Source organism: Streptomyces sp. NBC_01224 (assembly GCF_036002945.1).
Taxonomy (GTDB): Bacteria; Actinomycetota; Actinomycetes; order Streptomycetales; family Streptomycetaceae; genus Streptomyces.
On record NZ_CP108529.1, the window covers coordinates 3,187,615 to 3,200,886 of the forward strand.

8 protein-coding genes are annotated in these 13,272 nt (G+C 70.9%); 3 read left to right on the top strand and 5 right to left on the bottom strand.

Annotation, left to right across the window (positions count from 1 at the left end):
- Nucleotides 1–125: 125 nt before the first annotated feature.
- The 3 genes from OG609_RS13660 to OG609_RS13670 all read left to right on the top strand — a co-directional run bounded on the left by OG609_RS13660 (nt 126) and on the right by OG609_RS13670 (nt 6,310).
- Complete coding sequence (locus OG609_RS13660; protein ID WP_327273053.1) at nt 126–2,906, top strand: lysylphosphatidylglycerol synthase domain-containing protein; 2,781 nt, start codon at nt 126–128, stop codon at nt 2,904–2,906.
- A gap of 140 nt (nt 2,907–3,046) precedes the next feature.
- Complete coding sequence (locus OG609_RS13665; protein WP_327273054.1) at nt 3,047–4,648, top strand: alpha/beta hydrolase; 1,602 nt, start codon at nt 3,047–3,049, stop codon at nt 4,646–4,648.
- Between the two features lie 78 nt (nt 4,649–4,726).
- Complete coding sequence (locus OG609_RS13670; protein WP_327273055.1) at nt 4,727–6,310, top strand: alpha/beta hydrolase; 1,584 nt, start codon at nt 4,727–4,729, stop codon at nt 6,308–6,310.
- A 70-nt stretch (nt 6,311–6,380) separates the two neighbouring features.
- Here OG609_RS13670 and moeZ read toward each other — a convergent pair whose 3' ends face one another.
- The 5 genes from moeZ to OG609_RS13695 form a co-directional block, all read right to left on the bottom strand.
- On the bottom strand, nt 6,381–7,559 hold the full coding sequence (moeZ, locus tag OG609_RS13675) for an adenylyltransferase/sulfurtransferase MoeZ (protein WP_114246509.1): 1,179 nt from the start codon (nt 7,557–7,559) through the stop codon (nt 6,381–6,383).
- Between the two features lie 84 nt (nt 7,560–7,643).
- A complete protein-coding gene (locus OG609_RS13680) occupies nt 7,644–8,468 on the bottom strand; it encodes a spherulation-specific family 4 protein (protein ID WP_327273056.1) in 825 nt (274 codons plus the stop codon).
- Nucleotides 8,456–9,421 (bottom strand): NAD-dependent epimerase/dehydratase family protein, encoded by a 966-nt coding sequence (locus tag OG609_RS13685; protein WP_327273057.1) that lies wholly within the window; start codon nt 9,419–9,421, stop codon nt 8,456–8,458. The genes OG609_RS13680 and OG609_RS13685 overlap by 13 nt, the downstream gene beginning before the upstream one ends.
- Before the next feature lie 182 nt (nt 9,422–9,603).
- Nucleotides 9,604–11,007 (bottom strand): hypothetical protein, encoded by a 1,404-nt coding sequence (locus OG609_RS13690; protein ID WP_442818074.1) that lies wholly within the window; start codon nt 11,005–11,007, stop codon nt 9,604–9,606.
- Nucleotides 11,008–11,272: 265 nt separating this feature from the next.
- Nucleotides 11,273–13,150, bottom strand: coding sequence for a DUF3492 domain-containing protein (locus tag OG609_RS13695; RefSeq protein ID WP_327278041.1), 1,878 nt, complete (start codon nt 13,148–13,150; stop codon nt 11,273–11,275).
- Nucleotides 13,151–13,272: the final 122 nt, after the last annotated feature.

Sequence of the window (13,272 nt, forward strand, 5' to 3'; positions counted from 1 at the left end):
CTTCGCGTGTCCGCGCAGTGCACCCTGATGCCCTCCTCTGTCGCCGGGCCGTGCCACCATCGTGCGGGCGGTGACCGGTGATACGAGAACACGAAGACCAATCAGAGGCGACGAAGGAGCAGGGCGTGCAGCCACCGAAGGCGGCGGACGCCCCTGACGCCGAGCCGTATCCGGACGCTTCGGACGGACCCGCCGAGAAGCCCGCTGCGGAGCAGGAAAAGTCCGGTGCGGAGCAGGGGAAGGTCCCCGAGCACCTGGTCGGCTCGACGCTCTCGTCCGCCGCGGCGGAACAGGCCGAGCGTGTCTCGGGAGACGAACCGCTGCTCGCGGCCCGGGTGCACCGCCCCTCCGATCTCATGCGGCTCCTCATCGGGGTCCTGGCGATCGTCGTCCTGCTCTCGGTCGCCGCGTTCGCCCACGGCACGACCACCGGTCTCGAACAGGACATCAGCAAGGGAACCGGCCAGGCACCCGACATCCTGATCAAGACCGCCGGTCTGGTCTCCAGCATCGCCGTGCTGCTCGTTCCGGTCGCGTTCGCCATCGAGCGGCTGATCAAACGCGACGGACTACGGATCGCGGACGGCGTGCTCGCCGCCGTACTGGCGCACGGCGTCACACTCGCCACCGACCTCTGGGTGGCCAACTCCGCCCCCGGCACCATTCAGGACGCCCTGACCCAGCCGCAGCCCGGTGACGCGCTCACCGATCCCGTACACGGCTATCTCGCCCCCGTGATCGCCTATATGACGGCGGTCGGGATGGCGAGACGGCCGCGCTGGCGGGTCGTGCTGTGGGTGGTGCTGCTGCTCGACGCGTTCGCCATGCTGGTCGGCGGATACACGACCCCGTTCTCGATCATCCTCACCGTGCTGATCGGCTGGACCGTGGCGTACGGCACGCTGTACGCGGTCGGCTCGCCGAACGTACGGCCGACCGGTCAGCATCTGATGGCCGGTCTGCGCCATGTCGGCTTCCGCCCGGTCACCGCGATGCGCGCCGAGGACGCACCCGACTCCGGCGATCAGAACGATCGCGGGCGCCGCTACCTGGTCACCCTGGAGGACGGGCCACCACTCGATGTGACGGTCGTCGACCGCGAGCAACAGGCCCAGGGCTTCTTCTACCGGGTGTGGCGCAGGCTCACTCTGCGCGGCATCACCCAGCGCCGCTCCATCCAGTCGCTGCGTCAGGCTTTGGAGCAGGAGGCGCTGCTCGCGTACGCGGCGATCGCCGCCGGGGCCAACGCACCCAAGCTGATCGCCACCTCCGAGCTCGGGCCCGACGCCGTGATGCTGGTGTACGAGCACATCGGCGGCCGTTCCCTGGACGCGCTGGAGGACTCGGAGATCACCGACGAGCTGGTGCGCGGCGCCTGGCGCCAGGTGAAGGCGCTCCAGTCGCGGCGGATCGCGCACCGCAGGCTCACCGGCGACGCCATCCTGGTCGATCGTTCCGGCAAGGTGTTCGTCACCGATCTGCGCGGCGGCGAGATCGCGGCCGGTGATCTGGTCCTGCGGATGGATGTCGCTCAGCTGCTGACCACCACGGGTCTGCGGGTGGGCGCCGAGCGGGCCGTCGCCGGTGCTCTGGAGGTGCTCGGCCCCGATGCCGTCGCGGACTGTCTGCCGCTGCTCCAGCCGATCGCGCTGAGCCGCTCCACCCGGGCGACCCTGCGCCGGCTCGCCCGGGAACGCTCGCAGCGCGAGCGCGAGGCGGTGCTCGATGCGTCGGACGCGGCCAAGCGCGCCAGGGCGCTCGAACACGAGGCGGCTCAGGAGACCTCCACCGCCGGTCCGGTGCCGGACCACAAAGCCGCCCGCAAGTCGCTGCGCAACCAGAAGCAGGCCGAGAAGCGGGCCATGGACGACGCGCTGGAAGAGGCGCGCGAGGAGGATCTGCTCTCCCAGATGCGGCAGCAGGTGCTGCTGATCCGGCCACAGGCACCGGTCGAACCGGTACGGCTGGAGCGCATCAAGGCGCGCACCCTGGTCAGCTGCATCGCCGGCGCCATCGCCGCGTACTTCCTCATCTCTCAGGTCACCCAGGCCGACTTCGGTGCGGTCGTCGAGCAGGCGGAGTGGGGCTGGGTGGCGGCCGCGGTCGGCTTCTCGGCCCTCAGCTATGTCGCGGCGGCGATGAGCCTGCTGGGCTTCGTGCCGGAGCGGGTGCCGTTCGGCAAGACCGTACTGGCACAGGTCGCCGGGTCCTTCGTGAAGATCGTCGCCCCGGCCGCGGTCGGCGGTGTGGCGCTGAACACCCGCTTCCTGCAGCGCGCCGGGGTGCGTCCGGGCCTCGCCGTGGCGAGTGTCGGCGCCTCGCAGCTGTTCGGTCTCGGCTGCCACATTCTGCTGCTGGCGGCGTTCGGCTATCTGACCGGTACCGAGAAGACCCCGTCTTCGCTCACTCCTTCCAGGACCGTGATCGCCGGGCTGCTGACGGTCGCGGTGCTGGTGCTGGTGGTGACGGCGGTTCCGTTCCTGCGGAAGTTCGTGGTGACGCGGGTGCGGTCACTGTTCGCCGGAGTCGTGCCGCGCATGCTCGACGTGGTGCAGCGGCCGCAGAAGCTGCTGACGGGCATCGGCGGAATGCTGCTGCTGACCGGCCTGTTCGTGATGTGTCTGGACGCGTCGGTCCGGGCGTTCAGCGGCCCGGATGTGCCGCATCTCAGCTACGCGAGCATCGCGGTGGTCTTCCTGGCCGGTAACGCGCTGGGCTCGGCGGCGCCCACACCGGGCGGGATGGGCGCGGTCGAGGGCGCGCTGACGCTGGGGCTGATCGCGGTCGGCCTGCCGAAGGAGGTCGCGGCACCGGCCGTTCTGCTGTACCGACTGCTGACACTGTGGCTGCCGGTGCTTCCCGGCTGGCTCTGCTTCAACCATCTGACCCGCAAGGGCGAGCTCTGACCCGTAAGGCCGAGCTGACGGTTCCTCAGCCGTAGCACACGCCTGTCCATAGGGCCGGTCGGGCGACCGGAGCGAGCCGCGGCCACCCGCTTGGACCGGTGCCTCGTGCACGGGTCCGGTTCCCGCCACACGATGGGGCCATGAGGACCTCCACCCTGCGTGCCGCCGCTCTCGCTGCCGCCGTCACCGTGCTCCTGCCCATCACCGCCTGCTCGGAGAGCGGCACCAAGGACGACCCGGACGGGCCGCCGCGCTCTCCGGTTGCGGCGAATGCCGCCGAGGCGAGCAGCTCCGGCCAGCTCGCCTCCCAGAAGCTGACGTGGAAGCCCTGCCCGGCCCCGTCCACGGCACAGGGCGGCGGAAAGGCCCCGTCGCCCCTGCCCGGTGGCACCCCCTGGGAGTGTTCCTTCATGAAGGTCCCGCTCGACTACGCGAATCCGGGCGGCGAGACGATCGAGCTGGCACTCATCCGGGCCAGGGCCAAGAATCCGGACAAGCGGATCGGCTCCCTCATCTTCAACTTCGGCGGTCCCGGGGCCTCCGGTGTCGCCACCCTGCCCGCGTTCGGCACCGACTACGACAAGCTCCGCACCCGCTACGACCTGGTCAGCTTCGACCCGCGCGGGGTCGGTCGCAGTGCGGGCGTGGAGTGCGAGACCGACCGGCAGCTCGACGCCCGCTACGAGACCGACGCCACCCCGGACAGCAGCGCCGATGTGAATGCCTTCGTCAAGGACATCAAGACGTTCGCGTCGGCCTGCGAGAAGAACTCCGGCAAGGAGCTCCCCTACGTCGGCACCACCAACGCCGCCCGCGACATGGATCTGATGCGTCAGGTGCTCGGAGACAAGAAGCTGTACTACTTCGGCATCTCGTACGGCACCGAACTGGGCGGCGTCTACGCCAACTTGTTCCCGAAGAACGTCGGCAGGTCGGTACTGGACGGGGTGGTCGACCCGACCCTGGACTCCGTGCAGTCCTCGCTCGGCCAGGCCAAGGGGTTCCAGCTCGCGCTGGACAACTTCGCCAAGGACTGCGTGGACCGCGGCGCCGCCTGCAAGCTCCCCGGTTCCACCGGGAAGGAGGTCGAACAGGGGATCTCCGGCCTTCTCACCCGGCTGGAGAAGAAGCCGATCCCGGGGCTCGGGTCCCGGCAGCTGACGCAGTCCCTGGCCATCACCGGCATCGCGGCCGCCCTCTACTCCAAGGAGACCTGGCCGCTGCTGGAGCAGGGAGTGGATGAGGCCGACGGCGGGAACGGCGCGCTGCTCCTCGCTCTCGCGGACTCGCTGAACGGCCGTGAGGCCGACGGTCACTACAACAATTTGATGGCCGCCAACACCGCCATCAACTGCGCCGACTCCAAGCAGCGGTTCACGGCGGACCAGGCCATGGCGAAGCTCCCGGAGTTCCAGTCCGCCTCGCCGGTCTTCGGTGACTATCTGGGCTGGGGTCTGCTCGCCTGCACCGGCTGGCCGGTGGCGGGCGTCTGGGAGACCCCGGACGTCAGCGCCCCGGGCGCGGCGCCCATCCTCGTCATCGGCAACACCGGCGACCCGGCGACCCCGTACAAGGGAGCGAAGGCGATGGCCGACGCGCTGGGCAAGGGCGTCGGTGTGGAGCTGACGTACGAGGGCCAGGGACACGGCGCGTACAACAGCGGCAATGCCTGTGTGCAGAACGCCGTGGGCGACTATCTGCTGGATGGCAAGGTTCCGGCGGCCGGGACGGTCTGCAAGTAATTCACCGTCCCGGACCGCCTAGCATGGGCGCACTTTCTGTACGTCGTATGTACAGGCACATCGGGGAGGGACGTACACGTGGTCGGACACGCACGTGCCGGGGCTCTGGCAGGCGCCGCACTTCTGCTGACGGGGCTGGTCGCGGGCTGTGACGGGGGTACGGACGACAAGCCGGCCGACAGGACGGACCACAGTGCGGCGTCCTCGCCCGGCCAGTCGTCCGCCACGCCGAGCGGTGGGCAGCCCGGCATGCCCGGGCTGCCCACCGCGCTCACCTCCCAGCGGCCGGACTGGAACAGCTGCAAAGCCCCCGCGGGCGGCAGCGCACCCGGTGGCGACTGGCGGTGTGCGACGGTCAAGGTGCCGCTGGACTACGCGAAGCCGGAAGGCGACACCATCGGGATCGCGCTGATCCGCAAGAAGGCCCGGGACGAAGGCCGGCGCCTCGGCGCGATGCTGTTCAACTTCGGCGGCCCGGGCGGTTCGGGCGTCTCGATACTGCCGCGCGCCGCCGACTCGTACAAGATGCTCAACGCCCGCTACGACCTGGTGAGCTTCGACCCGCGCGGGGTCGCGGGCAGCGCAGGGGTGAACTGCCGTACCGACAAGGAGACGGAGGACGCCAACCGGAAGGTCGACATGACCCCGGACACGGCGGCGGAGGAGGCGGCGTTCATGAAGGACGGCGCGGACTTCGGCGCCGGCTGCGAGCGCCGCTCCGGCAAGGTCCTGCCATACGTCGGTACGACGAACGCCGCCCGGGACATGGATCTGATCCGTGAGGTGCTCGGCGACAAGAAGCTCACCTACTTCGGCGTGTCGTACGGCACGGAGCTCGGCGGCACCTACGCACACCTCTTCCCCAAGAACGTCGGCCGGACCGTCCTGGACGCCGTCGTCGACCCGACCGCGGACACGATCGGGCACGCCCGCAACCAGGCGACCGGCTTCCAGCGGGCGCTGGAGAACTACCTCAAGGACCGCGGCCAGGACCCGAAGGCGGGCACGCAGCGCATCGCCCGGCTGCTGGAACGGATCGACAAGAAGCCGCTGCCGACCACCTCGGGCCGCGAGCTCAACGAGTCGCTTGCCACCACCGGCATCGTCATGCCGCTCTACTCCAGGAGCAGCTGGCCGTATCTGACCCAGGCGCTGGACGAGGCCGAGAAGAGCGGCACCGGCAACACACTGCTCCAGCTGGCCGACGCGTACAACGGCCGTGACGAGAAGGGGCACTACGACACCCAGAACCACTCGCAGCGCGCCATCTCCTGCGCGGACAGCAAGCTCCGGCCGACGGCGGCCGAGGCCAGGGCCATGCTGCCCGAGTTCCGGAAGCTGTCCCCGGTCTTCGGCCCGTTCCTGGCGTGGGACACGGCCGGCTGGTGTGCCGAGTGGCCGGTGAAGGGTGAGCACGACACCCCGGAGGCGAGCGCTCCGGGCGCCGGTCCGATCCTGGTGGTCGGTACGACCGGTGACCCGGCGACGCCGTACGAGGGTGCGCAGAAGATGGCGGACGAGCTGGGCAAGGGCGTCGGCATCATGCTCACCAACAAGGGTGAGGGGCACGGCGCGTACGGCGAGAGCACATGTGTGACGTCGACCGTGAACGCGTACTTCCTCGAAGGGAAGGTCCCGGCGGACGGCAAGACCTGCTCGTGACACGGGACGTGTGCATGCCGAAGGGGCCGGTCCGCAGTGCGCGGACCGGCCCCTTCGGCATGCTGAGCGTTTAGTACACCGGCTTCTCGGGCTCGATCTGGTTGACCCAGCCGATCACGCCGCCGCCCACGTGCACCGCGTCGGCGAAGCCCGCCGACTTGAGAACTGCGAGGACCTCGGCGCTGCGGACACCGGTCTTGCAGTGCAGGACGATGCGCTTGTCCTGCGGGAGGTCCTGGAGGGCGTTGCCCATCAGGAACTCGTTCTTCGGGATCAGCCGGGCGCCGGGGATCGAGACGATCTCGAACTCGTTCGGCTCACGGACGTCGATGATCTCGATCTTCTCGTCCGCGTCGATCCACTCCTTGAGCTGCTTGGGAGTGATCGTGGAGCCGAGCGCCGCCTCCTGGGCCTCCTCGGACACGACGCCGCAGAAGGCCTCGTAGTCGATGAGCTCGGTGACGGTCGGGTTCTCGCCGCAGACCGCGCAGTCGGGGTCCTTGCGGACCTTGACCTGGCGGTACTGCATCTCCAGGGCGTCGTAGATCATCAGTCGGCCGACCAGCGGGTCGCCGATACCGGCGAGCAGCTTGATGGCCTCCGTGACCTGGATGGAGCCGACCGAGGCGCAGAGAACCCCGAGCACGCCGCCCTCGGCGCAGGAGGGGACCATGCCCGGCGGGGGCGGCTCCGGGTAGAGGCAGCGGTAGCAGGGGCCGTGCTCGGACCAGAAGACGGACGCCTGGCCGTCGAACCGGTAGATCGAGCCCCAGATGTACGGCTTGTTCAGCAGTACGGCTGCGTCGTTGACCAGATAGCGGGTGGCGAAGTTGTCCGTGCCGTCCACGATCAGGTCGTACTGGGCGAAGATGTCCATCACGTTGTCGGCTTCGAGCCGCTCCTCGTGAAGGACCACATTCACGTACGGGTTGATGCCCAGCACCGAGTCCTTGGCGGACTCGGCCTTGGAGCGACCGATGTCGGCCTGGCTGTGGATGATCTGGCGCTGCAGGTTCGACTCGTCGACCTCGTCGAACTCCACGATGCCGAGCGTGCCGACACCGGCGGCGGCCAGGTACATCAGGGCCGGCGAACCGAGACCGCCGGCGCCGACACAGAGCACCTTTGCGTTCTTCAGCCGCTTCTGTCCGTCCATCCCGACATCCGGGATGATCAGGTGGCGGGAGTACCTGCGGACCTCGTCGACGGTGAGCTCAGCAGCTGGCTCGACCAGGGGTGGCAGCGACACAGGAACCTCAACAATGCAGGTGGTCGGTTTCTACGTACTTCATCTACGTACGGTTGTTCACCCGTAACACTGCCACGCCCCTCCTCATTCCGAGATACCAGGTCCGATCCGCGAGACGATTTCGTCCCAGTACCTGGGCAGCGCCGCGAACGGGTCCATTTGTCCGTGCCGGCTGTCCCGGTCCGTGAAGAAGATCGTGCCCGCGCCCTGCCAGCGGGCGATGCGCATGGCCTCTTCGAGGTGGGTACGCGGAACGCCGTGGACGAAGTGCGCGAACCTCTCCGGCGGATAGGCGGCGGTCCACTCCGCCACCTGCGACCAGCGGTAGTCGGTCCACGGTCCGCAGAAGGTGACCAGCTGGTCGGCGGCCTCGGCATAGCCCGGATGCGGATGGGTGCCCAGGCCCAGCACCAGCAGCCCGTGCTCCTCCCCGTAGTCGCCGTGCTCGAGAAGCGTGGCGAGTGTGCTGGTGAGACGGCGCACCGCCGCGAGGTCGGCACGCCCGGCCGGGCATCGGCCGAGATAGAAGCCGTCGACGCGGTACCAGTCGAGGAAGGACTGCGCGTCGCTGATCAGCTCCCCGAAAGAGCGGCTGCCGAAGGCCAGATCGAGGTGGCCGAGCAGCCGGCCGCCCGCCGCCCGGATGGAGTCCTGCGGGACCTCGCCGTGCACGGCCCGCTCCCGCGCGTTGCGGAGCCGGCCCGCGGCCTCCAGACAGTGCGGGTCGGGGCGGGCGCCGGGGCCGTTGTCGATGTTGAGGACCGCCCAGTGCAGCGGGGTGCCGGGGCGGGCGAGCTCGGCCCATTCGGTGGGGGCGAGCAGCGGATGCGCGTAACCGGGGACGCCGAAGCCGAGTTGTTCGGCCCCGCTGGTCCGGCGGGCGGTCTCGGTGGAGGTCAGATACGGCACGCCGCCTCCATCCAGATGTCGGCGAGGGACTCCTCCAGATTGATCCGGGGGCGCCAGCCGAGCCGGTCCCTGGCGGTGCGGACGTCGGCCTGCTGCCAGGCACCGCAGCCGTCCGGGTACGGGGAGGGGGTCGCCGAGAGATGCTCGATGACCGACTCGGTGGAGGTGCGCGGGGCGCCGATGGGCAGCCGGGGCGGGGGCGCGTCGAGTTCGTGGAGTGCGCCCGCGTATCCGGCGACCCTGGCAAGGACGGCGGCCGCGTCCCGGAGCCGCACGGCGCGGCCGGTGCCGATGTTGACGACGCCCTGCGCGGCGGAGAGAGAGGCGGCGTGCACGGCGCGCGCGACATCGCGTACGTCGACGAAGTCGCGCTGCACTCCGAGGCCGCTGAGCTTCAGCTCGCCGTCGCCGGACTGCATGGCCCGGCGCATCGCCTCGGCGAGCCTGCCGAGCGGGGAACCGGCCGGGGTGCCGGGGCCGACCGGGGAGAAGACCCGCAGTACGACCGCGTCGAGGCCGGAGCCGAGGACGAGTTCGGTGGCTGCGAGCTTGCTGACGCCGTACGGGCCGCCGGGGCGCGGAATTGCGTCCTCCGCGGTCGATGAGCCGGGCTGCGAGGGCCCGTACTCCGACGAACAGCCGACCTGGACGAGACGGGCCGTACAGCCGCTGCGTCGCATTGCCTCGCAGACGGTGGCGACGGCGACGGTGTTGTGGCGGGTCAGATCGCGGGCCCCACCGCGGGTGGCGCCCGCGCAGTTGACGACGACTCCGGGGTGGACGGCGTCCAGGAAGCGGGTCAGCGCGCCGGGGCTGCCGCCGGCGAGGTCGAACCGCACGTCGGCGTCGTCGCCGCGGCCGAGCGCCGTGAGGTGCACGGCGGGGTCGGCGAGGAGGCGGTCGGCCACGAACCGGCCGAGGAATCCGTTGGCTCCGAGCAGCAGCACCCTCATCGCGCGCCCCCTCGGTGCCGACGGCGGGCTGCCGGTGCGGGGGATTGGGGGGTCATGTCCGGTGTCTCCTTCAGGAAGTGTGGTGCGGTACGGGGAAAGGACCCGCAACGTCGGCTCCGCGGGGGGCGTGCGGGTGGTTCGTATGTGGGGGTGGATCGGTGGTGCGGCTTCGGTCGCGCGGGTTACGCGGTGGTGCGGGTTTCGTCACCGGGTGTGGTGTGGGCGGATGCCCGGGAGAGGGCGACAGTGGCGCTGATCAGCAGCCCGAGCGCGGCTGCGCCACAGGCGACGGCGGGTACGGCTCCGGTGCCGGCCGCCATGACAAGGGCGTCGACGGGACGGGCGAGGAAGTGCAGACCGGGCAGCCGCCCGGCCAGGACCAGTGCGGGTGCCAGCGCTTCGAGGACGCAGGCGGCGGCGAGTCCGACGGCGGCGGGTTCCGGGAAGCCGTGCACGGTCAGCAGCCGGGCCAGCAGGAGCAGCACACCGAGCGCGGCCGCCCCGACGAAGGCGCCGCCGCCCCCGTACCCCAGATGCGCGACGTAGAGCAGCCCGGCGAGGACGCACAGGTGGAGTGCGACGGCTCCGAACAGCAGGGGGCGCACACCTGCGGCGAACTCCTCCAGTGCGCGGCTGACGATGAGTTTGCGGTGTGCGTGTACGGAGAAGAGGTGCGCGCACCAAGCGGCCGGGGCGACGGAGAGGGCCAGCCCCAGCAGCGGTGCGGGGGTGAGCGTCCAGGGGCCTTCGGGGCCGCCGCTGAGTACCTGGTCGAGCAGTGCTTCGCCGTACAGGACATAGCCGAGGAGCCAGCAGCCGTACACATGGGCGGGGCCCGAGGACCGGCCTTCGGCGCGCAGGGGGCCGCTGCGCAGGCTGAGGGCGAGTCCGACAATGCCGACGAGCGCTCCGATGAGGGCGATCGCAAGCCGTCCCTGGCCTCCGAGCACCCCCTCGGTAACCCTCAGTGCGCCGGCGGTCGCGATGCAGGCCGCGCCCGGCACCAGTGCGCGGAGCGACCAGGCGGCGCGTGTCTCGGTGTCGCGCTCCGTCGCGCGGAGCGCTGTCGCGGGCTCGCCCGTCACGGCGGGTACCCGGGCGAAGAGCTCCTCGGCGAGCGAGAAGACATCGCGGTGCCGGTAGCGGGCGGCGGCGCGGTCGGTGACGCCATGGGCTTCGAGCCCGGCGGCGATCTCCAGCGGATCGACGGCCCGCTCGCACAGCTCGCGATGGCGGTGCATCAGCGATTTCACGGGGTCGGCGGGACCGCGGCGCGAGGCGTTGAGCTTGCGCGCCGGAGCTGCGCGCGCGATCTCGGGGGCGCGGGGAGTCGCGGCCCTCTCTGCGGAGGTCCGCTCCGCGAAGGTCTGCTCTGCGGGAACCTGCTCTGCGGCGGTGTTCTCCGGGGTGGCTTTCTCCGTGGCCGCTTTCTCTGTGGCCGCTTCTTCCGGGGCTGCTTTCTCTGTGGCTTTCGGTGCGGAGGCGGGCTCGGCGTCCGGAGCCGTAAGGGGGCGACCGGCCTCGGCCGATACGTCACCGGCCTCGACGACCCGAGAAGCCTCGTTCCGGGCGGCATCGTCCGGCACGCCCACGGGCTCGCCCGCAGCTGCCGCCACCGCTGCCTGGTCCGGGTCCGGCGAGCCCCACACCGGCTCCGAGATCTCGGAGCCGAGGGTCTCGGAGACGAGCGCCCACGAGCGGAGGTCCCAGCTTCCGCCGGTGGTCGGTGTGGCGGGTGCGTCGGGCACCTCGGTCGGGCCGCCCATGGTGATTCCTCCGTGATCGTCGCCGACTGCGTCGGGCCGTCCCGGCCCGCCGCTGCGGCCCCGCCCGGCTGTTCCCTGTTGCTGTTCACACATCGCCGCCACCCGCTCCCCGAGCTCCCGCGCAGACGGCGGCCCAGCTGGGTGTGCGGTCGACCGCGCCTGCCGGGGCGGGGCCCGAGGCCGTCCACGGGCCCTGGACATGCGCCTCGGGCGGGGTGGCGAACGGGCGCGGTTCGCCGTCGGCATTCACCGTGTCTGCCTCCCTTCGCACCGGGGCGTGCGAGATCAGCTCCAGGTAGATGCCGCGAAATGCCGCGAGGTTCTGTTCGACGGTGAAGAGTTCGAGCGCGCGGGCGCGCGCCGCCGCTCCGAGCCGCGCGCGGCGCTCGGGGTCGCGCAGCAGTGCGAGGCAGGCGTCGGCGAGCGCCCGGGGATTGCGCGGGGGCACCACGAGCCCGGTACCGCCGATGACTTCGACCACCGCGCCGACGTCCGTCGACACCGTGGCCCGGCCGCAGAACATCGCCTCGACGAGGCTGATGGGGAAGCCTTCGACAACGCTGGAGAGGACGACGACCCCGCCCGCCGCATAGGCCTCCGACAGATCCGGCACCTCGGCTCCTCCGATGTCCTCGAAGGAGACCGGGTTGTCGCCGACGGCGTGTGCATCCGTGGCCTCGTCGGGGAACAGCTGGGCGGCGAGCGCCCGGCAGTGCGCGAGATAGGTGCTGCCTTCCGGGCCCTGGGCCGGAGCGCCGATGATCCGCAGCCGGGCGTCCGGTTCGGCCTTCCGCACCTCCGCGAAGGCGTGCAGCAGCGCGATCAGGTCCTTGGCGGGCTCGATCCGGCCGACCCAGACCAGCGTGTCGTCGGGACCGCTGTCGCCGCTCTCCCCCAGGGCCGTGAACCTGCCGGACTCCATGCCAGGGTGGACTGTGCGCAGCTTCTCGCGCTCGGCGCCGCACCGTTCCTGCCAGCGGCGGGCGTGGGTGTTGCCGGGGGTGACGATCGCGGCCTGCCGGTACACCTCGGTGGCGAGCCGTCCGTGGAAGTTGGAGAGCAGGGCGCGCACCGGCGCGCTCAGGGGGGTGTCGGCCGCTGCGAGGTAGTGCGCCCGCAGTTGCACGCCGTGCTCGGTGACCAGCAGGGGTACCCCGAAGAAGCGTTTGGCCAGCAGCCCCGGCAGCGCCGCGGCACCACCGGATGTGGCGTGGCAGAGGTCGACCGCGCCGAGGCTCTCCTCGTCGTACCAGTCGAGGGAGAGCGGGCGCAGTACCCGGTCGAGTTCCCGGGCGAAGGCGAGGAAGTCGGGGACGGTGGCGGTCTGGACGGTGCGCCCGGTGCCCGGGGCACGGCAGGCGGCTTCGAGCATGCGTACGGCGGTTTCGGAGCGGAGCGCCGCTGGGAGCCCCCCGTGTTCGCGGGCCAGTTCGGCCAGGCCGTACAGGCCCTCCGTGAACTGCGTGTCCGCGACGCCGGCGGTCGTACGCCCTGTACGCCCGTCTTCGCTCCGTTCGCCGAAGCCCGCGCCCCCGCCCCCGCTCGGCCTCGCGCTCGCGCCTGCGCCTGCGCCTGCGCCTGCGCCTGCGGCATCGTCCTCGCCGCTCGTCGTATCCGCCGTGCAGACAGAGGCCGCGAGAGCCGTGAAGTACGCGGTGAAGCGCTGTCGTTCGCGCCGTCCGTACGAGCGTCCGCCCCCGCCCGTCACCATCCGGGCGAGCAGCCCCTTGGAGGCGTGGGTGCCCAGGATGTCCTCGTCGGTCGTCCACAGCGGCGCCGTCCGTACCCGGCTGACCTCTGCCGGAAGCTGGACCCAGCCCTGCGCTTCCTGTTCGGCGGAGCGGCTGAGCGCGAAGAGATCGAACTCGTGCTGCGAGAGTCCGCGCACCAGACGGTCGCACCAGAGTCTGGACTCACCGGTCGCATACGGATAACCACCGTCGGTGAGGAGTCCGATCCGCACGAGCACACCCCCGATCTCCCTTGTGGTCGGCCACCGTTGGAACGGCGACTCACAGCGGGACGACCGTAAGCGGATACGCCGGTGGCGCGACGGACGGTTGTCCGTCGCGCCACCGAAAGGGG

Coding starts and splice junctions, on each gene's coding strand:
- OG609_RS13665 (WP_327273054.1), top strand. CDS start 3,047: ATGAGGACCTCCACCCTGCGTGCCGCCGCTCTCGCTGCCGCCGTCACC.
- OG609_RS13685 (WP_327273057.1), bottom strand. CDS start 9,421: ATGAGGGTGCTGCTGCTCGGAGCCAACGGATTCCTCGGCCGGTTCGTG.